The organism is Bacillus sp. V3B (assembly GCF_024494465.1).
In the GTDB taxonomy this organism is placed as follows: Bacteria; Bacillota; Bacilli; order Bacillales; family Cytobacillaceae; genus Bacillus_BD.
The window spans coordinates 558,764-581,538 of the sequence record NZ_JAETXM010000001.1 but is presented as its reverse complement, the minus strand read 5'-3'; the positions used below and the strand labels follow the sequence as shown (position 1 = coordinate 581,538).

The window sequence follows — 22,775 nt, the reverse complement described above, 5'->3', positions numbered from 1 at the left end:
AGTTAATAATAAGCCCACAAATGACTATAAAGAAAAAAGGAGGGAACCTGCTTGTCTTGGTTACCAATCATGATTGTCATTCCATTTATCACTACCATTTTTATTCCCATACTGTATAAGTTGTTTATACCACGTATTCATACGGGTTGGTTTGTATTTCCAATACCATTACTCATATTCATCTATTTATTAACCTATATCCCTGCTGTTTCTAGTGGAAACATGGTTAAACACACTCTACCTTGGATACCTTCTCTCGGTATTAATTTCACAAACTACTTGGACGGTTTATCGCTTGTTTTTGCTTTACTCATTACAGGAATTGGTGTGTTAGTTATCCTTTATTCTATTTATTACATGTCAAAAATGCGTGAATCACTTCATAACTTTTATGTGTATTTAATGCTCTTCATGGGTGCAATGCTCGGTGTTGTTTTCTCTGATAATATTCTAGTATTATATGTATTTTGGGAACTAACAAGCATCGCTTCCTTTTTATTAATCGCCTACTGGTACCAACGAAAACAATCTCGTTATGGTGCACAAAAATCATTACTGATTACCGTTTTTGGCGGACTCGTTATGCTAACGGGATTTATTATGCTGGCGATGATGACAGGTACATACAGTATTCGTGAAATGATTACATTAGTAGAAGGAATTCAGACAAATGCATTATTTCTTCCAGCTATGATCTTAATTCTTGTAGGGGCCTTTACAAAGTCTGCTCAATTTCCATTCAGCATTTGGTTACCTGATGCGATGGAAGCTCCTACTCCAATTAGTGCTTATCTCCATTCTGCAACGATGGTGAAAGCAGGAATTTATTTAGTGGCTCGTTTCACACCTATTTTTGGCGGACATGCAGAATGGTTTTGGCTTGTTTCAGGAATCGGAATTCTGACTTTACTATATGGTTCTCTTAATGCTGTGAAACAAACAGATTTAAAAGCATTACTGGCCTATTCCACCATAAGTCAACTTGGTTTAATTATGAGCCTCCTCGGTTTAGGATCTGCCTCCATGTATTTTGGATTAGGTGACGAATCAACAGTGTATGCTGTAGCAGTCTTTACATCCATATTCCACTTGATTAATCACTCAACGTTTAAAGGTTCTCTCTTTATGCTTGTTGGGATTATTGATCATGAAACCGGAACCCGAGATATTCGAAAGTTAGGCGGACTCATGAATCTCATGCCAATCACTTTTACACTGACACTTATTGGTAGTTTTTCAATGGCAGGCTTACCTCCATTTAATGGCTTTTTAAGTAAGGAAATGTTTTTTACTGGTTTGTTAAATGCTTCCCAATTAAATGTGTTTAACATGGACACATTAGGTATCCTATTTCCCATTATCGCTTGGATAGCCAGTGTCTTTACCTTTATTTACTGTATGATCCTTGTCTTTAAGACGTTTACAGGGAAGCATCAACCTACAAAACTTGAAAAAAGTGCTCATGAGCCTCCAATTGGAATGTTGATTCCACCAATGATTCTAATAGTTTTTGTTATCCTTATTTTCTTTTTCCCGAATGTGCTAGCTAAGTATATTATTCAGCCTGCTTTTACTTCTATCTTACCCACCTATGTGGGGAATGGTGGGATCGACATAAAAATTAGTGCTTGGCATGGCTGGACACCAGAATTATTTATGACCATTGGAGTGATTGTCCTTGGTGCTCTCATGTACCGATATATTAGAAAATGGATTGTTATTTATCGCTATTACCCAAAGGCATTAACACTGAATAACCTATATAATGAAGGAATTACTAAAATGGAGTCATTTTCATTCGGGTTAACCAATCGTTATATGAATGGCTCTATTCGAAGCTACTTCATTTATATATTTGCCTTCTTCATTCTAGTACTCGGTAGTGCAAGTTGGTTATTAACCGGAATCTCCTTTGATTCCTCACAGGATGCACCCATTAATTTCTATGAAGGTGGTCTAATTGCTGCAATGATGATTGCCGCATTTACCGTGCTACTGTCAAAAACAAGAATCGTCTCCCTTATTGCAGTCGGGGCACTAGGATATCTTGTTTCTATGTTCTTTGTCCTGTTTCGGGCACCTGATTTAGCCCTTACACAATTGGTTGTTGAAACCGTAACAACCGCACTATTTCTATTATGTTTTTATCATCTACCTGAATTTAGCAAACATATGGGTAGAATGCGTTTTAAAGCTACGAATCTTATTATTTCAATCGGTGTGGGAACTATTGTTACATTACTGGCTTTGGCTTCAAATGGACACAAGCTTTTCGAACCAATTGTTAACTATTTTGAAAATGCCTATGAGCTTGCAGGTGCAAAAAATATCGTAAATGCGATTCTTGTTGATTTTCGGGGCATTGATACAATGTTAGAGATTGCTGTTCTATGTATTGCAGGCTTAGGCGTTTATACATTAATCAAACTTCAATTAACAGGGAGGGATAAAAATGAAACCAAATGATGTCATCTTGCATACAGTTACGAAAATGGCAGTTATTATCATTTTCACATTCTCCGTTTATTTGTTTTATGGTGGTCATCATAATCCCGGTGGAGGATTTATAGGCGGTCTAAGTGTTGCTTCAGGTATCACTCTTTTATTTCTGGCGTTTGATATTGAGACTATTAGAAAGAATATCCCATTCGATTTTAAGAATGTTGCTGCGATCGGTGTATTAATTGCGATTTTCACGGGGATGTGGGGACTCTTCTTTGGTCAGCCCTTTTTAACGCAAACATTTGGATATTTTGACCTTCCTATTTTCGGGAAAACTGAGCTTGCAACCGCCCTCCTATTTGATACCGGTGTTGCATTAGCTGTCATTGGAACCGCTGTTACCATCATTTTAACGATAAGTGACGATCGTTCATGATGGAAACGATTATGTCTATTCTTGTCGGCTTATTTTTTGCGATTGGCACCTATTTAATCTTGTCAAAAAACATGTTAAGAATCATCTTAGGCACGTCTGTCATTAGTCATGGGATTAATCTACTGATTATGACGATGGGAGGACTTAAAACGGGCTCTCCTCCATTATTAAGCGAGAAAATCCTCTCGTTTACAGATGCAATACCACAAGCCTTAATACTAACCGCCATTGTTATAAATTTTGCTGTGACAGCTCTTTTATTAGTGTTAGGTTACAAAATATATAAATTATACGGCACGGATGATTTGGAACAGTTGAGGGGAAATGAAGATGAATAATTTAGTCTTAATGCCTATTCTTATACCACTAACGATTGGGATGATTTTAGTTCTCTTTCGAAAAAATATCGAACTGCAAAGAATAGTAAGTAGCGTAGCAATTATTGCCATCGGATTTGCTTCAGTCTTGCTGATGAAGCAAATCCAAACAGAAGGAATTCAAACACTTCAATTAGGCGGTTGGCAAGCACCATATGGGGTAAGTATGGTAGCAGATATGTTTTCTGCCTTGCTACTTCTAACAACAAGCCTTGTCGCATTCTGTTGTTTAGTTTACGCCTTTCGTTCCATTGGTAAAGAACGAGAATCCTATTATTTTTATCCATTATTTTTATTCCTTATTACAGGGGTAAATGGCTCTTTTTTAACAGGAGATTTATTTAACTTATACGTTTGTTTCGAATTGATGCTCATTGCCTCTTATGTATTAATTACACTTGGAGGAACAAAAATACAATTACGTGAATCTATAAAATATATTTTCGTTAATGTCGTTTCTTCCTTTCTATTTCTGGTAGGTATTGCCTACCTATATTCAATCACAGGGACGTTAAATTTAGCCCACCTTTCCGTCCGTGTCGCTGAGGCTGGACAAGATGGTTTATTAACAACAGTGTCCCTCTTATTTTTAATTGTCTTTAGTCTAAAAGCGGCCCTTTTCTTATTTTATTGGTTACCTGGATCGTATAGTGCACCACCAACTTCTATCTCTGCCCTGTTTGCAGCTTTGCTAACAAAAGTAGGAATTTATGCGATGTTTCGCATGTTTACGCTCATCTTTTATCATGAGCAACAAATCACACACCTATTCATTGGAATACTAGCAGCGTTAACCATGCTACTTGGTGCCATCGGTGCGGTAGCTTATTGGGATATAAGAAAAATACTCACTTATAATGTCATTGTTGGAGTAGGATTAATCCTCGCAGGATTAGCTTCCTTCACTACCCATGCTTTCGTTGGATCCATTTACTACCTCATTCATGACATTATTATTAAAGCGCTCCTCTTCCTTTTAGGAGGAATCGTTATTCATTTAACTGGTACTAGTAAGCTTAAAGACATAAGTGGACTTATTGGCACACATCCCTATCTAGGATGGATCTTCTTTATCTCTGCCTTATCTTTATCAGGTATTCCCCCACTAAGTGGCTTTCTAGGTAAAGTCTTTATTACAAGAGGCACGTTTGAAGCCGAATACTTTTGGTTAGGGGCCATTGGAATATTGACCAGTTTAATGGTTTTATATTCTGTCATGAAAATCTTTATGAACGGATTTTGGGGTGAAACAATTTTAAGTGAGGAAATGGAAAAAGGCACAACAAAAGGACTGATGTTCCCAATCGTTCTTTTAACCGTTGCCACAATAGCACTTGGTTTTGGCGCTGAAGGAATTAATGAGTACATTCAAATAGCAGCTGAAGGCTTATTAAATCCTGATCTTTATATTAGCGCCGTATTTGATGGTCATTCAATACCTTAAAAAAGATCTTATTTTTTGAAAGGGGTGGTTCTATTGCCCATACAATTATTAATCAATTTATCCGTTGCTCTATTGTGGATGTTTTTTCAAGATCAGTGGAGCGTATTATCCTTTTTCAGTGGATATTTAGTTGGAGTATTTATTGTTTTTAGTATGCGTCGTTTTTTTCCAACCCGTTTTTATTTGCTTTCTTTACTTGCCATCTTAAAATTGATACTCGTTTTTATACGCGAATTGATTTCTTCTAGTTTACTTGTTGTACAACAAGTAATACGACCAAAAATTAACATTACACCTGGTATATTTTCACTAGAAACGGAATTAGAAGATGATTTGGAAATCACTCTCCTATCATTACTTATATCATTGACACCAGGTTCTGTCGTAATGGAGGTTTCAGACGATGCAAAAGTCTTATATATTCATGCCATGGATATCCCAGAATCTAGTAATGCCGTAATAAGATCAAAAAATGCATTTGAAAAGGCCATTAAGGAGGTGACCCGTTATGTTTGATTTCATTTTGATTACTTCATTAGTTTTATTAACCCTATCTATTTTGGCGGCGATTTATCGAATGGTAAAAGGCTCTTCCGCACCTGACCGTGTACAAGCATTAGATTTCATCGGGATTAATTTAATTGCAGGAATTGCGATTGTTTCTGTTCTTCTTCGAACCCATGCTTTTCTTGATATTATTCTATTACTTGGGATTCTGTCTTTCGTTGGGACCATTGCCTTTGCTAGATTTATCGAAAGAGGTGTAGTTATTGAGCGTAACAGCAAGTGAAATCATCGCAGCCTTTCTTATTCTGATTGGAACCCTTTTCAGTTTCTTGAGTGCAATAGGACTCATACGTTTACCTGATGTATATACTCGCTCACATGCAGCATCAAAAAGTTCTACTCTAGGAGTGCTTTGTACTTTAGTTGGAACATTTGTCTATTTTTTAATCACTGATGGGTATTTTAGTATCCGACTACTTCTTGGTATTTTCTTTGTCTTCCTAACAGCACCTGTGGGGGCACACGTTATTTGCCGCTCAGCCTATCGTTCACATGTTAAGCTTACTGAAAACAGTGTGCAAGATGATTTAAAGCACTATTTAACAGAAAAACAATCAAATTGCATGGATCGTGAATAATCATGAGATATGAAAATAAGAAATAATCTTTTCTATAAATAAAGCCAAGTATTCTTATCATAAGAATACTTGGCTTTATTGTGTACTTAACAAAATCATAATCTTTTAGCATCCTTTCGGTAAAAAAGATTGGAAACGCTTACGAGTTATAATAAATAAAAAGGTAATTTAAGATTATTTATGAACTGGATGTGGTTTTGATACATGATTCAGCACATGCTTCATTACTAAGGAATAAACACCAACGGTCATTACAATTAATACGGCTGTCATATTTATGCACCATCCTTTTATCATTTGTAATGATAATAACTATCATTTACAATTAAAATATAACATGAGTGATAATAATTTTCAATAGAAGAATGGATATTATCAAACTTTTTTGAGACTTTTAAGATTCAATCGTTTCTTCGTTAATAAGGAGATTGGATACTCTGTTAACTCGTTTAACGCTTTCTCCTCTGCTGGTATGCGGATGGATAAAATAATTCCATTTAAAATGGTAAAAAAGAATGCTGTAAAATAAGCTTCAAATAGCATAGGAATGACGATAAATTCAATTGTAACGACCAAGTAATTTGGATGTTTCAGAAACCGGTAAGGTCCTTTTTGTACAATCGTTGCCTTAGGAAGAACAATAATCTTTGTATTCCAATAATGCCCTAGTGAAGTCAATGCCCAAATACGAACGACCTGAGTGACGATAAAAATACTTAGTAAAACAGGCCAAAGGGCTGACAATTTTGTTTGCCATGCCGTTACTTCAAGAAAATAAACAACAAAGAACATCGCATGAACAAAAACGATAAGACGATAATGGGCTTGACCAAACTCAATGGCTCCCCTATTTTTCATCCATCGTTCATTCCATCTAGCTATAACTAGCTCACAGAGTCGTTGAATCACAATCATCAGAAAGAAAAGATAAAATATGGACATTCTTATTCCCACCTCAACAATAGCAGTTCTGAGCTAAACCCAGGACCAAGCGCTGTACAAAGTCCCCATTCGCCAGGATTGCCTCTTCGTAAGAATTGTTTTAATACAATAAGCACTGTTACGGATGACATATTCCCATAATTCCTCAACACTTCAAGTGACAATTCAATCATCGATGGATGAAGCTGTAATGATTCTACATAGGCATCCAATACCTTCTTACCTCCTGGATGGGCAATAAAATGATTCATCTGCTCTATAGCAAGTTGATAACCCTGCAGAAAATCCGAAACATTTGGCTTTAGCCATTTTTCTACAATCGCAGGAATGTCTTTCGAAAACAAAACATATAACCCCTTATTTTTCACTTCCCAGCCCATCACATCAAGAGAATCACGCATCATCGTTGATTGGGTAGCTATTATTTTGGGTAACGATGCCGATAAGCTTATTTGACCGATCTCTACTTCATCACCTGTGACAAGCACACAAGCAACACCATCAGCAAACAGTGAAGTCCCTATTAAGTTACTTTTCGAGAGATCATCACGCTGGAATGTTAAACTACAAAGCTCGATCGCTAAAACAAGCACTTTTGCCTTAGGATATGCCATGCAGTATTCGAATGCTCGTGATAAACCAGATGCCCCACCCGCACAACCTAGTCCCCAAATCGGAATTCTTTTTGTTCGTTCTGAAAACGGTAGGATATTCATAAGTCGCGCTTCAATGCTTGGCGTCGCAATCCCTGTACTTGTGATGAAAAAAATAGCTTCAATTTCCTCACAAGCAATTTCTCGCTTTAAGAATTCTTGATTGTTCAAACAGTCTGTAATAGCCGCAGTTCCAAGTTGAATCGCAGAATCAATAAACGCATCATTTTTCTCAGAAAAAGTATGATTCTCTTTATACCAATCCAAATTTTTAACAAAGTATCGTTTTTCCACCTGTCCATTGTGGAAAGCTTTTAACAATCGGTCAATGTCTTTAAATGACTCAGAAAAGAGCTCTTGCGAAAAATTTTTTACATCCTTTTGCTCTAACACATGAGGAGGAACTGCTTCTCCTACAGAAATAATGGCTGGCATCTCTTTTTCTCCTATTTTTGGTTTCATACCATTACTTTCTCCAAATAAGGGATTCATATACTAACACATCTTCACTAGGAAATGACTCATTTTTACAATAATTTAGTAAATTTTTTATAAAAACTGCATATTCTTCAGCGCTATTATGCTAAAATTATGGTGAATTGATTGAATGTTGGGGGAATGTAAAGTGGCACTAACAAAACATGTAACCGATATTTTAAACGGTACAATTGAATCAGTAAAAGGCGTTCTTCCATTTGAAATTTCAGTAGAAAAACCATCCTTATTTACTCAACCCTATTTACAAAAAGGCGTTGGTGTACTCATTGGAATGACCGGTGATGTGAGAGGGCGACTTATGATCGATGGGGACGAGCAGACTTTCGGGAAAATTGGTGAAGGAATGTTTGGCATGATGGTTGAAGGAGAACTGTTAGAGTCCTTTGCTGGTGAACTAGGTAATATGGTTGCCGGAACGTTATCGACGTTTATTTCACAGCAAGGGATGGAGATGGATATCACTCCTCCTACTGTACTCGTTGGACAAACAAAAATATATGGATTTGAAAAAGCCTTTCGCTTACCCGTTACCATTCACAATGCCGGTAACCTTACGATCGTCCTTATGATTGAGCAATAAATAAGGAAAAGCCATAAGGCATCCGCAAAAAAAGGAACTCTCTCAGTTATTGGCAGAATTCCTTTTTTATTGCAGACCTTTTTCATTCTTCCTTATCGATTCAACTGATAAACTCGACTGTATTTTTCTGTTAAATACTCTACTAAATATTTTGCATTAAGACCTTCTCCAGTGACGTCATTCAAAATTTCAAGTGGCTTTTTCATTTTTCCATATTGATGGATATGTGACGTGAACCATTCCTTAATCGGCAGGAGGTTACCCTCTTGCAGCAACTGATCATAATTCGGCAAATCCTCAAGCATCTTCTGTTTAAATTGGGCAGCGTACATATAGCCTAATGCATAGGATGGGAAATAGCCAAAGCTTCCACCTGCCCAGTGTACATCTTGCAGTACTCCTTCCCCATCATTTTCTGGCCTTACACCCAAGTATTCTTCGTATTTATCATTCCACACTTGTGGAAGATCCTTTACTTCAATTTCATCATTAAATAAGCCTTTTTCAATTTCATAACGAATCATGATGTGAAGTGAATAGGTAAGTTCATCTGCCTCAATCCGTATAAGCGATGGTTTTGATTCATTAATCGCTCGATAAAATTCATGAACCTTTACATCATCAAATTGTCCATTCGCAAATTGCTTTAGCGATGAATAATTTTTTTTCCAAAAGGAAGGGTGACGACCGACAAAATTTTCATAAAAAAGTGATTGTGACTCATGAATCCCCATTGAAGTACCTGTGCATAGTGGTGTTCCGATTAACTCTTGTGCAATGTTTTGTTCATAAAGGGCATGACCTCCTTCATGGATGGTACCAAAAACAGCCATACGAAAATCAGATTCATCGTACCTTGTTGTAATACGTACATCCCCACGATTGATCCCTGTTGCAAATGGATGTACGGTGTCATCAAGACGCCCTGCCTCAAAGTTATATCCCATTTGTTTTAATATTTTTTCAGTAAATGCACGTTGCTTATCCTTTGGAAAAGGTTTAAATAAAAAATCTGTTACTGGCTTATGTTGAGAATCAGCTATTTTTTGTACAAGCGGTACGATATTCGCTCGTAATTCACTAAATACTTTATCTAATACATCCACTGTCATTCCTGGTTCATATAAATCGAGTAAAGTGTTGTATTTATTGCCCTCGTAGCCCCAATACCCAATAAAACGCTTATTCGTTTCAACGATCTTTTCTAAATACGGTTTGAATAGATCAAAATCAGCCTTTTCCCTTGCCTCTTCCCAAATACTTTCTGCTTTTGATTGCAGGATCACATACTCTTTATACTCTTCTGATGGAATTTTTCGCTTGAAATCGTATTCCCTTTTACATTCTTCCACTAATTTTTTTGTTATCTCAGAAATGATCGGTTGGGCGTCTGCACTTGATAAGTTTGTTATGTATGTGGCCATCTCTTCTGATACAGACAAATGATACACTTCTGATGATAACACTCCCACCACTTCTGAACGCTGCTGTACCCCTTGTTTTGGTGCGCCTGTACGTAAATCCCAATAAATAAGTGCAAGAGCTTCATGATAAGCACTTATTTTTTTCGCATATTCGATAAAGTCCTTTTCCATCTGTAAAATAGACTGACTCATGTTATAACCTCCAATAGTAAATAGTTTCCATCATATTAACATATTCCACTAAATTTAGTGTTAAAACTAATCTTTAATAAAAAAGACAACAGCCATGATAACTGTTGTCAAAAATTTGAGAAATAGGTTTATCGTTCATTATTTCTTACTGATTGTAACCTTCCATATTTCAGGACCTTCTTCAGTGTACTCCCATGTAAATTGATCGGCGCGTTCTGCCATAAATTGATAGTATAATGGCTTTGGATCGTGATCATTTATGAGCTGCATGGACTCCCCTGATTGTAAAGAATCAAATGTATTAAAAATAATAGGATGTTTTTCACGTGGTGGATAATCTGGCGCCATCACAGTAGCTGCAAATGTACTCATATGCTTCTCCTCCTTTTGATAAGCCTAGTTTACCTTTTTTGGCTTATCGATAGAGTGATTACCCTCACAGATAAAAAAATTTCTGATTCAAAATATTTCCTATTTATATAAAATCTAGTTGCTTGTTTCTTTTCATTCATGTGAAACCTTTGTTGGTAGAATGGACTCAACAGCCCCCATCACATGTCTATTTTCCTCTTTGTTGATCAAAATATGCACAAACCCTTTGTCTCCATGCGCTCGAATCAAGCGACCAATTCCTTGTCGTAAACGAAGCAGCATATAAGGTAAGTCAACTTCAGAAAATGGATCAAGAACCGCTTCTCTTTTTGCCGTAAATACTGGATCATTTGGAGGGAATGGCAATGAAAAGATAATAACATTTTCAAGTGCCTCTCCTGGTATATCAAGACCTTCCCACAAATGAACCGCACAAAGCACCGAATCTACTTCATTTTGAAAACGGGAGACAAGTGTACTCATTTCTGCATCTCCTTCAAAATAGACAGGTACGGAAATTTCCCCTTCACAAAACTGTTTAAACGCCGTTAATTCTAACTGTGTATTGAATAGAACAAGCGTATGACCGCTCGTTTTCTTAATTTGTTCAAGTGTATAGGTCCATTTTGCCTCCTGTTCATCCTTTGCGAATGCAGGCATTACAATCGTCATATTCTCATCATAATCAAATGGTGAATTCACCGTAAAAGAAAGATAATCCTTAATGCCTAACGAATTAGCAATATAATCGTAGGACTTATTTTCAGAAAGAGTCGCTGAAGAGAAGATATAAGGTTTCTTTTGTGAAAACACTTCATCCTTCATAATTTCTTGTACGAGTCGTGGCATAATGACTAAAGTTCGTTCACCATTCTGATCTTCAAACCAGGTGATACCATTTAATTCCTTTAAAAATAGCGATAAAGAGTAAGAAATTTGTTCAAGATATTCTTCGACAATTCTAAGTTCATACTCATTAATCGTAAACATTTCACTTTCTAATACAAGCTCCTCTTCAAGAGAGTTAATCAAATCCCACAGCTGTTTTCCGGAAGACTTTACAGCACCTGTTTTTTCAATTGTTAGCTTGTCAGATCCTTCATGCACAAAGGATACCTGAGATAACTCATTAAAGAATTGTTCATTTTGTAAAATAGTATCTTCAATGATATATAGCGTTTTTTCTCTCACATCATTAGCCAATAATTTCGTTAACAACGTCTCCAAAATCGATTCGCTAAACCGGTAGGTAAGTGCCTTTTGACTTGCGTATTCCAATAAATGACCTTCATCAAAAACAACACAGGAATGTTCTGGTAGCAAAGCTAACTGTCCTTCACGTTTTCGTGATTCCTTTGTCCATACATGTTCCATATAAAAATCATGCGAGCAAATAATTAAGTCGTTTGCATGTCGATACCAATCACGATGTAGCGTTTGACCACAGCGATGTCTATTTTCACATGTAAAACAATCCTCAAGAGAATCCCAACCAACCTTTTCCCATTGTTCATCTGTTAGTTCGGGATAATCTTTGCGATCTCCATATCGTTCGAAGGACTGCATCGAATGTCCCCCATGAATAAAACTAGGAAGCCGCTCATGAATATTATGGAAATGCGGTTCATCACTATCTATAATAAACTTATCCAATTTATTCAAGCAGAGATATTGATCCCTCGATTTAGCCAATCTAACATCTATATCTAATCCTAATGCTTTTTCAAGCTTCGCGATGTCTCCTTCTTTTTTCACAAGTTGTTCAATTAATGTTTCATCCGCACAAGCAATGATTGCAGGTTTGTTCGTATAACGAGCGTAACAAATGGCGTACAACAAATACACAATTGTTTTCCCTGTTCCAACTCCTGCTTCAGCAAACATCACTTTTTTCTCTTTAAACGCTTTTTCAAGCTGAAAGGCCATATAGATTTGTTCATCTCTTAATTCGAAACCAGCTTCTGGAAGCAAATCATAAAAAACATCTCCAATCCAATCACCTAATTGGTCAAAAAATGATTCTGTTTTCGTTAACTCAAAAGGTATACGATTCTGCATATCAATTCCTCCATATATGAAAAGCGAAAGCGCTATGTTAGTAGACGCTTATCTTCTATATTCAAAACGAAAGCGTCTTTCCCTGAAAGACGCTTTCGTTCGCAACTTTTTTATTATAACAAACTGGTGAATGGAAATACATGTTTTGAGTGTTCATTTTTTACTTTCTTTCTTTTTTCCGTTTCGCATGTTTTTACTTCCACTATATAGACCCGTTGCCGATAGCCCTGTCATAAGGCCTATAATAATTCCCGCTTTAAATGACTCTACGTAAAAAACCCCAAAAAACAAGCCTAAAACTAGTGACACCAATGGGGAGTACTTTATGGGCAATCCTGCCCTTTTTATGACTTCTACAATTCCAATAATTATAGGGATTACGACTAAGTTAAAGAACTCAAACATCTTATTCCCTCCATCGATCATCTTCCAGGTTTTCTCTTAATTTATTATAGTAAGAAAAATCGAGAAGGGAATGGCATATACCCATTTTTTAAATAAAGGCTTTGTTAAACAATATTGTTGATGCTTTAAATGCCTTTGATGTATGCTCCATTAAGTGATTCATACTGAATAAACACATAGCCACATCTACCAAAGGTCATGTATCAACATTTAATATTAATATAGACAATAGAAAAAGCGATACACAAAAGGCATCACTTTCTTACTTGTCACGAGGTGGTCGTTTTCCCCAGTATTGATAATAATCTGTCCGGATAAATCCATTGAAAAGTTTCCGTTTTTTTGTCGCTTTTTTTCCATAAACCATTTCAAACTCTTCATCAGATGTCAACATATAAATAGACCATGTATCAAGCTTAGCAAATGCTTGTCCCATTTCACGATACATCTGTTGCACCGCTGATTTCTCACCTAAACGTTCCCCATATGGAGGGTTCCCTACGATGACCCCATACTCTTTTGATGTAGTAAAATCTTGGACTCTCATTTGTTTAAAGTTAATTAGTTCCCCTAAGCCCGCTTCAAATGCATTTTCTTCAGCGGTTTTAACGAGACGGTGGTCAATATCACTTCCAGTAATATCTAATGGTTGATCATAGTTAGCTAAGTCCTCTGCCTCTATCCTTACTTCATCCCAAACCTTCGTATCCATCCAATTCCATCCCTCTGAGACAAACTCACGGTTAAATCCAGGCGCAATATTTTGCCCGATTAAAGCTGCTTCAATAGGCAATGTTCCTGATCCGCAAAAAGGATCGACAAACGGACGATTTGGAGTCCAGTTGGTCAATAGAACGAGAGCCGCTCCAAGAGTTTCCTTTATTGGTGCTTCCCCTTGCCCCGTTCTGTAGCCTCTTTTATGAAGCCCACTCCCACTTGTATCAATCGTGAGTAGTACAACATCCTTATGAAGACCGACTTCTATTTTAAAAAGTGGGCCATTCTCTTCAAACCATCCTACCCTTTTATAATGATGTTTCATCCGCTCAACGATTGCCTTTTTTACAATGGCTTGACAATCAGATACACTAAAAAGCTTCGATTTCACAGACTTCCCTGACACCGGAAACTCTGCATTTTCAGGCAAGAAGTTTTCCCATGGCAAGGCTTTTGTACGTTCAAATAGTTCATCAAAACTAGTTGCTTTAAATTCTCCAACCTTTAGTTTAATCCGATCTGCTGTTCTTAGCCAAAGATTACTTTTTGCTATCGCCTTTTCATCGCCTTTAAACGTAATACGGCTGTTTTCCACTTCACATTCATAGCCTAAAGATCGCACTTCTTTTGCGACAAGTGCTTCAAGCCCCATCGCCGAGGTTGCAATCAAATCATATTTTGTCATTATTTCACCCTTATCCTATTACTTCATTTTTTATCAATGTTTCATATGTATGATCTTTTGATTCTTTCCTTTTTCAGTGTACCAAAAAAACATCCGTTCATGAAGAAGCAATGCTGATCTTAACATTATTTCTTATAATAGTTACTTTAAACGCAAATCACACTATTTTTCACTAAAAATAGTCATATGAATAAAATGCTTAATCATAAGAAAAGCTCTCCTATACGGGAGAGCTTTGAGCTTTATTCATCAGTCATTAATAACGTTCTGTAAGCCATGTTTTGTTCCTTTGTACTGCAAGCGACCCAAAGTCTCGTACTCAGGTGGTAATCATCTATCTACAGATGAAAAGTCATCTGTCCTTCTCTTTGTTCATTTTCTCTGAGAAAGTGCCCCTACCATAATTTGGGTTTCTCGCTCGTGGGGTTTACCTCGTTCCACTCTTTACATTTCTGTAAAGACTACGTCACTGTGGCACTTTCAAGGTATTCATACCATATCCATATCGGACTTAGATATTTTCCCTGCCGTCAACCCGTACAAGACCGGCTGCCCTGGCTTATGACTTCGCCAGGCACGAACACTACAAGCATCTCAGCCTGTGCGAGCATGGACTTTCCTCTGCATATTCAAGACATACAGCGATTACCCGAACGCTATTAATGATCACAGTGAACATTATAATGAATCTCTGCTAATTTAGCAATGGAAATTCTTGTTACTCGTACAATTTACTTCCAAAAACATGTTTTTCTAAATTAGATAGTCGTTTTAAAATATCAAAATTTGTTGTACCAGCCGTTTGCGTTTGCATTTGCGGACGTTTAGCAGCATCCTCGACTTGCTTTTTCAAACGCATATTTTCCTGCTGTAATTCTTCAATTTCTTGATGAAACGTTTCATAATCTTTTATGATATAATCAAGAAACTTATCAACGTCTTCCGGTTTATAACCCCGCATCGCTGTTTTAAATTCTTTCTCCAATATATCCTTTGCCGTTAATTTCACTTTATCAGAAAGCATTATTCTCACCTCAACAATAGCCCATCATCACGTATATTTTCTCGAATATATCGTCTTTTGTCAATTTTTCTTTACTATTTAAGATAGAAAGCCTTTAAAAAGAGTCATTCCCAGTGCTCTTCTTCTACAAGAGTCTGAAGATCATCAAATTGAATTAAACGAATATCATAATCATATTTTTCTTTATAGTTTCGTGCTGTATCGTACAAAAACTTAGGACTACCTTCTTTTTCTGTATCATAAAACAAAAGAAGTGCATCACTTTTTTCTACAAGAAATTTATTTTTTAAACGAAATTGCCATGGTTTCTCGTATGGCTTATGGGTGACGGAATCAATAAAATCAGCTTCTAATAAAACCGACTCATACCATTCCTTATTTGGCTCACTCCAGGACACTTCTTGATCCAAGAAAGGAGTAGTCACAGCCAACTTTAAATCACTATATTCACCTGCACGTAAATCATAAACGACTTCAGCTGCCCATAATTCCGTACCGAGCTGTCCTGAGATCAATACCCATTCAAGACCTTCATCAAGCATCACTTGCAAACTATTACAAATTGCTTTCTTTATGTATGGCACTGCCGGATGATTTTGTCCGAAAACTCCAAGTTCAAATGGTTTATATCCCGATATTGTCGCAACCTTAACCAACCCTATCCCCCTATTCCTACCTAATTTATACCATGTCTAAATAGAAAACACTAAAATGGACCTTTAAAAGAAATTTACTCTCATCTATGAAGAAACAAGGGCACAAAGAGCCCTTGTTGCTTTACACTATCTGAAAAATCCCGGCCTTGGTCTTGGTCCGAATCCTGGTCCGAACCCTGGTCCAGCACCCGGTCCAAATCCTGTTGTTGGAGCCGGGACCGGCCCTGGAACAGGACCAATATCTGAACTCGTTACATTATTCACTACAGACTGTGTGTGCGGATAATGATGTTGATGCTGATAGTTCGTGTGGTTAACATTTGTTGTGTGTGAAGGATGGACAACTGGAACGACGATATTTTCAAATTGATGGTTTACACAACACTTTGTCGGACAAACAATTGCTGGTAAAACCTTGTTAGGTCTACAATGCATATTATTATCTCCTCTCATCATAATTTGCTTTACACTAACAACCTATGATAAAAGAAAGAATCTTGTACTAATGAATACACCTAAATTTAGTGAATAAATCTACTTTTCAGTCAACGATAACCGCTTCTTAAAATAGTGAATAAAAACTATCTTTAAAGCTTGTAAAAACAATCGCTGTTAAACCAATAACCACAAAAAAGAGATACAAAATTGCTTTATACATTATTTCCCGCCTCACTCATTTATTACGTACGACTTCATACAATTCACTATTTTACTATTTAACAGATATCCAAACAACTTATTCATTAAGAATATTGACGGGAATTATAGAAATGACACTTTTCAGACATAATTATTCTTTTAATGCCGCTTGTTTCTGATAGAGACGGGTCATTCTTTTGGCTAATTCATCATACCGATGACCTCTTTGCTGTGAATGAATATCCAGTGCCTTTTCAGTATATCCAATAGCTTTCTTAATCTTTTTTAAACGGTGCTCAAATATTTTAGCTAACTCAATACATGCTTCAATTTGTACAAGCGAACTACCTCTTTCGACAACCTCCTCAAATAAGAGGACAGCTGTGTGCCAATCCTGTTTCTTTTTTGCTTGAAAACCAAGAGCGTGCTTTGCCTTTATCGCTTCTTCTTCGTCCCCCTCAGCTAACTTAGAAAAAACAGTCTCCGCTACTTCCTTTTCACCAAGATATGAATACCAGCGACCTATTTCATACGTTTCTTTTACCGTTTGCTTATGATCTATACCTAAAAGTTGAAAAGAAAGATGAGTATATAATGTAATTAACGATAAAATATCCATTTCATTATGTTTAATAATTCCCAACATGCCCTCTGGATCTTTTCGTTCGATAAAATCAAAATAAATCATAGGTGCCAAAAAGCCAGGGATATCGTCTTTGCGTTCAAATTCTAATATTTCTTTTTCGACCACCGAGAGCTTTAATCGTTCAAGTCGATGCTTCCACATCCTTCTTGAAGCATGGTACAGATCAAAATGTCCAAATGGCGGCAATTTTGGTACATGCTCCCGAATGAGCGTATGCCTTGTTTTCACTTGTGGCCAATCGAATGCTTTTCCATTGTACGTAACTAATTTTGCATAGTCGATGTTTTCTAGAAAGCTTTTATATAGCGGTACTTCAGATCCAGGATGAGGAAGGATATGTTGTCTTAGTACGATTTCCTTTTCCTTCACACTAGCTTGTCCCAGCAAAAAAATAGTATTTCCTGTTCCACCACTAAGCCCCGTTGTCTCTGTATCAAAGAAAAATAAATCTTCAGGATGATGACCAGAAGAAGATAATGGATGGTTGCGTTTACTTTTATTCCAAGCATCTACCGCTTTTAGAAAATCAGCAAAACGGTATTTTCCATGTATCGTATCTAGTGGGTAAGATACTTCTCGAACAAGACAAAAGTCATTATCCATATAATAAGGCACTACCCCTGCTTGCTTCCATACATCCATAAACGGAATCTCATCCTTCTTGATGGCAGATGCAGACTCTTCCTTTTTCATTTTGTCTTTTTCATTGCTTAAATGTGGTTTTAACCGATTTAATTTATTTTTAATTGACATCATTTCTATCACCTAGGAAAGATGAGTCGACTGAAACAGGGAAAGTAACCTCATTGCATCACTTTTCACTGTCCTAGTCGTTGCATCTGTTCCAATACAAGAGGGACAGCCCTCCTCACACGGACAATTCGTGAGCATTTTCTTCGTTTCCCAGAGTACGGTTTCAATCCCCTCATAAATTTTTTCACTCAATCCAATGCCACCTGGATAACGATCATAAAAAAAGATCGTCGGCTTCTCATTATGAGCTGCCTTCACTTGTGGGACAACATGAATATCTTGTGAGTCACACATCACAAATAACGGAGCAATATGCTTTAAAGCATGAGCCATGCCCATTAATCCTTGATCAAGTCTTTCTTCATTAAGATCACTGCTTTCTCGATTTAAAGAAATCCATGCAGAACTTGTATGCAATTCTTCTTCTGGTAAGGATATAGGACCAGATCCGATATTTTCATGTGTCTCAAATTTAATTTTTTTAAAAATCGTTGCCATAGCCACTACACTAACATCGCCATAACCTATTTCCATTTCTTGATTCATGCGAACCTTATCCACTTCAAGCACCTTTAGTTCAACTGCTAAATTAGCATCCGTGTAGTAATCAACTGCGACTTCACGGACAAACGCCTTTTTTTCCTCCCAATCAAGCTTTTCTACTTGATATTGAATCCCTTGATGCAGATAGATTGCTTCCTCATGCAAAAGAGTTAAGGCAGAAAAACGATCCATTTCTCCAATCACTTTTACATTTGCGATATCTGAATAATCAATGATTACAACATTTTCTTGTGAAGCCGATCGAAGTGAAATATTATGGGCTGGAAAAGAGTCATTCATCCAATACCATTTATCTCCATTTTTAAACAGTACTCGTTCCTCACTTAAATACTCAAGGACCTCTTCTGTTTCAAAACGACCAAAACTTTCACCTTCTGTAAACGGAAGCTCATATGCTGCACATTTCATATGATCAATCACAATAATCAAGTTATCAGGATTGATTCTCGCCATTTCCGGACTGCGATTGAAAAAATAATCTGGATGTTGGATGATATATTGATCAAGAGGATTTGAGCTAGCTACCATGATAACGAGAGATTCACTATGACGCCTTCCTGCTCTTCCTGCCTGTTGCCAAGCACTTGCTATCGTTCCAGGATATCCAGTCATAATACAAACTTGAAGTTGTCCGATATCAACACCTAGCTCTAAAGCGTTTGTACTCACAACACCATAAATATCGCCTGAACGCAATCCATTCTCAATCTCACGCCTTTCTGTTGGTAAATAGCCACCCCTATAGCCCCTAATTGCTTTTGGTCCAAGCTGATACTTAACAAGTTCCTTTAAATAAGTTAACAAAATTTCGACTCGAACCCTACTTCGGGCAAAAACAATCGTTTGAATTTTATTTTTTAATAGTTCAGAAGCGAGTTTTCGCACTTCAAGAGTTGCACTTCTACGAATATTAAGCGCTTTATTCACAATAGGAGGATTATAAAACAAAAAATGTTTTACTCCACTGGGTGCCCCGTTACGATCAATCAGCTTCATTGGCTTTTCCGTTAAATTCTCCGCAAGTTCTAGTGGATTAGCGATCGTTGCCGACGTACAAATAAAAATCGGATCACTTCCATAAAAATGACAAATCCTTTTTAAACGTCTAATCACATTTGCCACATGGCTCCCAAACACACCTCTATAGATATGAAGTTCATCAATAACCACGTATTTTAAATTTTCAAAGAGTGAGACCCATTTTGTATGATGGGGTAAGATAGCTGAATGAAGCATATCTGGATTCGTAATGACAATATGTCCAGCCTTTCTTACCTTTTGTCTGATGTTCGCCGAAGTATCTCCATCATACGTATAGCTATTAATATTTAAACCCGTTTCTTGAATTAATTCATTTATTTCGCTTTTTTGATCTTGTGCCAGTGCTTTTGTCGGAAAAATATATAAGGCCCTTGCATCAGGATTACGAATAACCGTTTCAAGAATGGGAAGGTTGTAACAAAGAGTCTTTCCAGAAGCTGTCGGTGTCACTGCGACGATGCTCTTGTTCTCCATGACCGTTTCATAGGCCTCTCGCTGATGGGAATACAATGCATGAATGCCTCGTCTTTCAAGTGCAGCTAGAAGTGAAGGGTGAATAGATTCTGGAAAATCAGTTGTCTTCGCATCCTTGGATTCCAAAACTTTCCAATTGACGATATTTTCATTATATTTATCTGTCAGTTTCAGTTGTGTTAACAAGTCTTTTAAACTTTTTCGCATATTCATTTATTCTCACCTCATACATTTTATTTTAACGAATAAACGTTCGCAATAAAAGAACTATGATTATTTTACAAGAAAATAATTATTAACATGAAGTATAAGACGTGTCCTATCTTTTTTGTTACAATGATAGAATGATTAATATTGAGGTGACAAGATGAACAAAGAACAAATAAAAGATGTACTATCTGAGTTTTCATTGTTTCGTGAATTAAGTGAACATGAAATTTATAAAATCGTTGATATTTCTATTTCAAGAGAATGGAATAAAGGGAGCCACGTTTTTTTACAAGATGAACCTCTTGAAAATGTTTATTTTATTTATGAAGGTAGGGTAAAAATATACAAAACTGATGCAAACGGGAAAGAACAAATTGTTTCCATATTAAAAAAGGGTGAAATGTTTCCTCATGTAGGCTTTTTCAGGAAAGGTAGCTACCCTGCATTTTCTGAAGTATTGGAGAATGCGATGCTAGTCGTTGTGCCTATTGCACCATTTGAAAAAGTATTAATTGAAAACCCCGAGCTGTGTATCAAAGTCTTTAAAGTATTAGGTGAAAAAATTGTTGATTTACAAGAACGACTTGAGTCACAAATCTTAAACAATACGTATCAACAAATTATTAAACTGCTCATTAAACTTGGAAAAGACCATGGACAAGAACTAGCAGACGGTCGCACCCTTCTAAAAAGTGAATTCACAAATCGTGATCTTGCCAATATGATCGGAACAACAAGAGAAACCGTTAGCCGCACGTTGACAAAACTTAAAAAAGAACAACTCATTGAATTAGGGAATGATCATGATTTAATATTTGATTCTACTATCTTATCTGAGGAACTACTAGTATAACAACCTTCTTTCTATATAAGAATGAGCGTTTTTTGATCGAAGTAACCCCCTGCTGTTAACAGCAGGGGGTTACATTTGTTATTAATTCAATTGAAGCATTTCGTTCATGTCTTCTTGTGCTGTACCAATTAATTTTAAGTTAAATGTTTCTTGTAGGACGTTCATAACACCTTCAGAAATAAATTCTGGTGGTTTTGGTCCAATACGAATATCTTGAATACCAAGGCTGAATAAGCCAAGTAAGATTGCTACCGCTTTTTGCTCGAACCAAGAAAGAACGATACTTACAGGTAATTCGTTAATTTCACATTCAAATGCGTCTGCAAGAGCTTTAGCAATTTTAATCGTAGAACCAGAGTTATTACACTGACCTAAGTCAATATAACGAGGAATTTCTGTTCCTGGAACGGTTCCATAATCAACATCGTTAAATCGGAACTTACCACATGAAGTCGTTAAAATAACGGTTTCAGGAGGTAGTGAAGTCGCTAGTTCACGGTAATATTCTCCACCTTTTCCTGGAGCGTCACAACCAGCGATGACGAAGAAACGCTTAATCTTTCCGTCTTTTACTGCTTGGATGACTTCTGGTGCTAGTCCAAGAACGGTTTCATGGTGGAAACCTGTTAATAAAGTTTCATCAGACTCAATATTTGCTTCTGGAAGTTCTAAAGCCCGATTAATTAACGGACTAAAATCATCGTGAACAATTTTTTCAACGTTTTCAAGACCTGCTACTTCATAAGAGAACATTCTATCTGCGTATGTACCTTTAATTGGCATTACACAGTTTGTTGTTGCCAAGATAGCCCCTGGGAAGCTTTCGAATAGACGGCGTTGATCATACCACGCTTTCCCAATATTTCCTTTTAGATGTGAATATTTCTTCAATTGTGGATATCCATGTGCTGGGAGCATTTCAGAGTGCGTATAAATATTGATGCCCTTTCCCTCTGTTTGCTTTAACAATTGCTCAAGGGCAAATAAGTTATGACCTGTAACAACAATACATTTTCCTTCAATTTTATTTTGCGATACACGAATAGGCTCAGGAATACCAAGTAGGTTCGTATGTGCTTCATCTAGTACTTCCATAATGCGTACTGCGGATTTACCGACTTTCATCGCCATGTCGATATGCTCCTGCACATTAAAGTTCGAGTTGGTTAATGTCATATATAAAGCTTCATGTGTAGTTTCGTCAACAAATGGATCTGTGTACCCTAATTGATTAGCATGTGTACGATAGGCAGCAATTCCTTTTAAACCGAAAATCATCGTATCTTGCAAGCTTGCAATCGTTTCATCTTTTCCACAAACACCGATTTCTTTACATCCCCCGGTGGGTGTTTGTTCACATTGATAACAAAACATAAAAACATCTCCCCTTTTCATAATATGTATCTAGTTTAACTTCCTACCTTTTCCAACCAAGTGATCTAAATCACTAAATCACAACTGTCATAAACTGTTCAAATATTTACGATAACAAGAACAAATGTACACGTGTCTGTTTCATATCAATCTATGATTTCCTAAACAACA

At 36.7% G+C, this 22,775-nt stretch carries 22 protein-coding genes and 1 other RNA gene; 9 read left to right on the top strand and 14 right to left on the bottom strand.

Features of this window, described 5'->3' with window-relative positions; genetic code table 11:
• The first annotated feature begins 51 nt into the window (after positions 1-51).
• The 7 genes from JMM81_RS02985 to JMM81_RS02955 are packed head-to-tail and all read left to right on the top strand — an operon-like array spanning position 52 to position 5,844.
• Positions 52-2,466, top strand: coding sequence for a Na+/H+ antiporter subunit A (locus JMM81_RS02985; RefSeq protein ID WP_256240006.1), 2,415 nt, complete (start codon positions 52-54; stop codon positions 2,464-2,466).
• Positions 2,453-2,878, top strand: a complete 426-nt coding sequence (locus JMM81_RS02980) for a Na(+)/H(+) antiporter subunit B (protein WP_256240005.1) — start codon at positions 2,453-2,455, stop codon at positions 2,876-2,878. The genes JMM81_RS02985 and JMM81_RS02980 overlap by 14 nt, the downstream gene beginning before the upstream one ends.
• Complete coding sequence (locus JMM81_RS02975) at positions 2,878-3,216, top strand: Na(+)/H(+) antiporter subunit C (RefSeq protein WP_256240308.1); 339 nt, start codon at positions 2,878-2,880, stop codon at positions 3,214-3,216. The genes JMM81_RS02980 and JMM81_RS02975 overlap by 1 nt, the downstream gene beginning before the upstream one ends.
• A complete protein-coding gene (locus JMM81_RS02970; RefSeq protein WP_256240004.1) occupies positions 3,209-4,699 on the top strand; it encodes a Na+/H+ antiporter subunit D in 1,491 nt (496 codons plus the stop codon). The genes JMM81_RS02975 and JMM81_RS02970 overlap by 8 nt, the downstream gene beginning before the upstream one ends.
• 33 nt (positions 4,700-4,732) lie before the next feature.
• On the top strand, positions 4,733-5,215 hold the full coding sequence (locus JMM81_RS02965) for a Na+/H+ antiporter subunit E (protein ID WP_256240003.1): 483 nt from the start codon (positions 4,733-4,735) through the stop codon (positions 5,213-5,215).
• Positions 5,208-5,489: a Na(+)/H(+) antiporter subunit F1 gene (locus tag JMM81_RS02960; RefSeq protein ID WP_256240002.1), complete on the top strand. Its 282-nt coding sequence runs from the start codon at positions 5,208-5,210 to the stop codon at positions 5,487-5,489. The genes JMM81_RS02965 and JMM81_RS02960 overlap by 8 nt, the downstream gene beginning before the upstream one ends.
• Entirely contained in the window at positions 5,470-5,844 is a 375-nt protein-coding gene (locus JMM81_RS02955; protein ID WP_256240001.1) for a Na+/H+ antiporter subunit G, read from the top strand. The genes JMM81_RS02960 and JMM81_RS02955 overlap by 20 nt, the downstream gene beginning before the upstream one ends.
• Before the next feature lie 375 nt (positions 5,845-6,219).
• Here the strand turns inward: JMM81_RS02955 and JMM81_RS02950 are convergent, their stop codons facing one another.
• Together JMM81_RS02950 and JMM81_RS02945 are read right to left on the bottom strand one after the other, a co-directional pair.
• Positions 6,220-6,786, bottom strand: a complete 567-nt coding sequence (locus JMM81_RS02950) for an isoprenylcysteine carboxyl methyltransferase family protein (RefSeq protein WP_256240000.1) — start codon at positions 6,784-6,786, stop codon at positions 6,220-6,222.
• Between the two features lie 2 nt (positions 6,787-6,788).
• Entirely contained in the window at positions 6,789-7,874 is a 1,086-nt protein-coding gene (locus tag JMM81_RS02945) for a type III polyketide synthase (RefSeq protein WP_256240307.1), read from the bottom strand.
• A 190-nt stretch (positions 7,875-8,064) separates the two neighbouring features.
• Between JMM81_RS02945 and JMM81_RS02940 the strand changes: the two genes are divergently transcribed.
• The gene (locus JMM81_RS02940) at positions 8,065-8,517 is read left to right on the top strand and encodes a chemotaxis protein CheX (RefSeq protein WP_256239999.1); all 453 of its coding nucleotides are present in this window, start codon (positions 8,065-8,067) and stop codon (positions 8,515-8,517) included.
• Between the two features lie 92 nt (positions 8,518-8,609).
• Here the strand turns inward: JMM81_RS02940 and JMM81_RS02935 are convergent, their stop codons facing one another.
• From JMM81_RS02935 to JMM81_RS02885, 11 genes are all read right to left on the bottom strand, one after another.
• Complete coding sequence (locus tag JMM81_RS02935; protein ID WP_256239998.1) at positions 8,610-10,133, bottom strand: carboxypeptidase M32; 1,524 nt, start codon at positions 10,131-10,133, stop codon at positions 8,610-8,612.
• A 138-nt stretch (positions 10,134-10,271) separates the two neighbouring features.
• A complete protein-coding gene (locus JMM81_RS02930) occupies positions 10,272-10,505 on the bottom strand; it encodes a DUF2249 domain-containing protein (protein ID WP_256239997.1) in 234 nt (77 codons plus the stop codon).
• A gap of 132 nt (positions 10,506-10,637) precedes the next feature.
• Positions 10,638-12,563 (bottom strand): ATP-dependent DNA helicase, encoded by a 1,926-nt coding sequence (locus tag JMM81_RS02925; protein WP_256239996.1) that lies wholly within the window; start codon positions 12,561-12,563, stop codon positions 10,638-10,640.
• Between the two features lie 153 nt (positions 12,564-12,716).
• Entirely contained in the window at positions 12,717-12,968 is a 252-nt protein-coding gene (locus tag JMM81_RS02920; RefSeq protein WP_256239995.1) for a hypothetical protein, read from the bottom strand.
• Positions 12,969-13,230: 262 nt separating this feature from the next.
• On the bottom strand, positions 13,231-14,370 hold the full coding sequence (locus JMM81_RS02915) for a THUMP domain-containing class I SAM-dependent RNA methyltransferase (RefSeq protein WP_256239994.1): 1,140 nt from the start codon (positions 14,368-14,370) through the stop codon (positions 13,231-13,233).
• A 265-nt stretch (positions 14,371-14,635) separates the two neighbouring features.
• Positions 14,636-15,027, bottom strand: an RNA gene (gene rnpB / locus JMM81_RS02910) — RNase P RNA component class B.
• Between the two features lie 61 nt (positions 15,028-15,088).
• Positions 15,089-15,394: a cell division regulator GpsB gene (gene gpsB, locus JMM81_RS02905; protein WP_256239993.1), complete on the bottom strand. Its 306-nt coding sequence runs from the start codon at positions 15,392-15,394 to the stop codon at positions 15,089-15,091.
• Positions 15,395-15,498: 104 nt separating this feature from the next.
• Positions 15,499-16,050, bottom strand: a complete 552-nt coding sequence (locus tag JMM81_RS02900; protein WP_256239992.1) for an SLOG family protein — start codon at positions 16,048-16,050, stop codon at positions 15,499-15,501.
• A 126-nt stretch (positions 16,051-16,176) separates the two neighbouring features.
• Positions 16,177-16,485: a CotD family spore coat protein gene (locus JMM81_RS02895; RefSeq protein ID WP_256239991.1), complete on the bottom strand. Its 309-nt coding sequence runs from the start codon at positions 16,483-16,485 to the stop codon at positions 16,177-16,179.
• Between the two features lie 355 nt (positions 16,486-16,840).
• Positions 16,841-18,088 carry a ribonuclease H-like domain-containing protein gene (locus JMM81_RS02890; protein WP_256240306.1) on the bottom strand — a complete coding sequence of 416 codons (1,248 nt, stop codon included), beginning with the start codon at positions 18,086-18,088 and terminating at the stop codon, positions 16,841-16,843.
• Between the two features lie 12 nt (positions 18,089-18,100).
• Positions 18,101-20,380, bottom strand: a complete 2,280-nt coding sequence (locus tag JMM81_RS02885; protein WP_256239990.1) for a DEAD/DEAH box helicase — start codon at positions 20,378-20,380, stop codon at positions 18,101-18,103.
• A gap of 154 nt (positions 20,381-20,534) precedes the next feature.
• Between JMM81_RS02885 and JMM81_RS02880 the strand changes: the two genes are divergently transcribed.
• On the top strand, positions 20,535-21,230 hold the full coding sequence (locus JMM81_RS02880; protein WP_256239989.1) for a Crp/Fnr family transcriptional regulator: 696 nt from the start codon (positions 20,535-20,537) through the stop codon (positions 21,228-21,230).
• Between the two features lie 81 nt (positions 21,231-21,311).
• Here the strand turns inward: JMM81_RS02880 and hcp are convergent, their stop codons facing one another.
• The gene (hcp, locus tag JMM81_RS02875; protein WP_256239988.1) at positions 21,312-22,604 is read right to left on the bottom strand and encodes a hydroxylamine reductase; all 1,293 of its coding nucleotides are present in this window, start codon (positions 22,602-22,604) and stop codon (positions 21,312-21,314) included.
• Positions 22,605-22,775: the final 171 nt, after the last annotated feature.

Excerpts from the sequence above, each read along its gene's own strand:
- JMM81_RS02980 (WP_256240005.1), top strand. The coding sequence starts at position 2,453 with ATGAAACCAAATGATGTCATCTTGCATACAGTTACGAAAATGGCAGTT.
- JMM81_RS02975 (WP_256240308.1), top strand. The coding sequence starts at position 2,878 with ATGGAAACGATTATGTCTATTCTTGTCGGCTTATTTTTTGCGATTGGC.
- JMM81_RS02970 (WP_256240004.1), top strand. The coding sequence starts at position 3,209 with ATGAATAATTTAGTCTTAATGCCTATTCTTATACCACTAACGATTGGG.
- JMM81_RS02960 (WP_256240002.1), top strand. The coding sequence starts at position 5,208 with ATGTTTGATTTCATTTTGATTACTTCATTAGTTTTATTAACCCTATCT.
- JMM81_RS02950 (WP_256240000.1), bottom strand. The coding sequence starts at position 6,786 with ATGTCCATATTTTATCTTTTCTTTCTGATGATTGTGATTCAACGACTC.
- JMM81_RS02945 (WP_256240307.1), bottom strand. The coding sequence starts at position 7,874 with ATGCCAGCCATTATTTCTGTAGGAGAAGCAGTTCCTCCTCATGTGTTA.
- JMM81_RS02935 (WP_256239998.1), bottom strand. The coding sequence starts at position 10,133 with ATGAGTCAGTCTATTTTACAGATGGAAAAGGACTTTATCGAATATGCG.
- JMM81_RS02930 (WP_256239997.1), bottom strand. The coding sequence starts at position 10,505 with ATGAGTACATTTGCAGCTACTGTGATGGCGCCAGATTATCCACCACGT.
- JMM81_RS02925 (WP_256239996.1), bottom strand. The coding sequence starts at position 12,563 with ATGCAGAATCGTATACCTTTTGAGTTAACGAAAACAGAATCATTTTTT.
- JMM81_RS02920 (WP_256239995.1), bottom strand. The coding sequence starts at position 12,968 with ATGTTTGAGTTCTTTAACTTAGTCGTAATCCCTATAATTATTGGAATT.
- JMM81_RS02915 (WP_256239994.1), bottom strand. The coding sequence starts at position 14,370 with ATGACAAAATATGATTTGATTGCAACCTCGGCGATGGGGCTTGAAGCA.
- gpsB (WP_256239993.1), bottom strand. The coding sequence starts at position 15,394 with ATGCTTTCTGATAAAGTGAAATTAACGGCAAAGGATATATTGGAGAAA.
- JMM81_RS02895 (WP_256239991.1), bottom strand. The coding sequence starts at position 16,485 with ATGCATTGTAGACCTAACAAGGTTTTACCAGCAATTGTTTGTCCGACA.
- JMM81_RS02890 (WP_256240306.1), bottom strand. The coding sequence starts at position 18,088 with ATGTCAATTAAAAATAAATTAAATCGGTTAAAACCACATTTAAGCAAT.
- JMM81_RS02885 (WP_256239990.1), bottom strand. The coding sequence starts at position 20,380 with ATGAATATGCGAAAAAGTTTAAAAGACTTGTTAACACAACTGAAACTG.
- JMM81_RS02880 (WP_256239989.1), top strand. The coding sequence starts at position 20,535 with ATGAACAAAGAACAAATAAAAGATGTACTATCTGAGTTTTCATTGTTT.
- hcp (WP_256239988.1), bottom strand. The coding sequence starts at position 22,604 with ATGTTTTGTTATCAATGTGAACAAACACCCACCGGGGGATGTAAAGAA.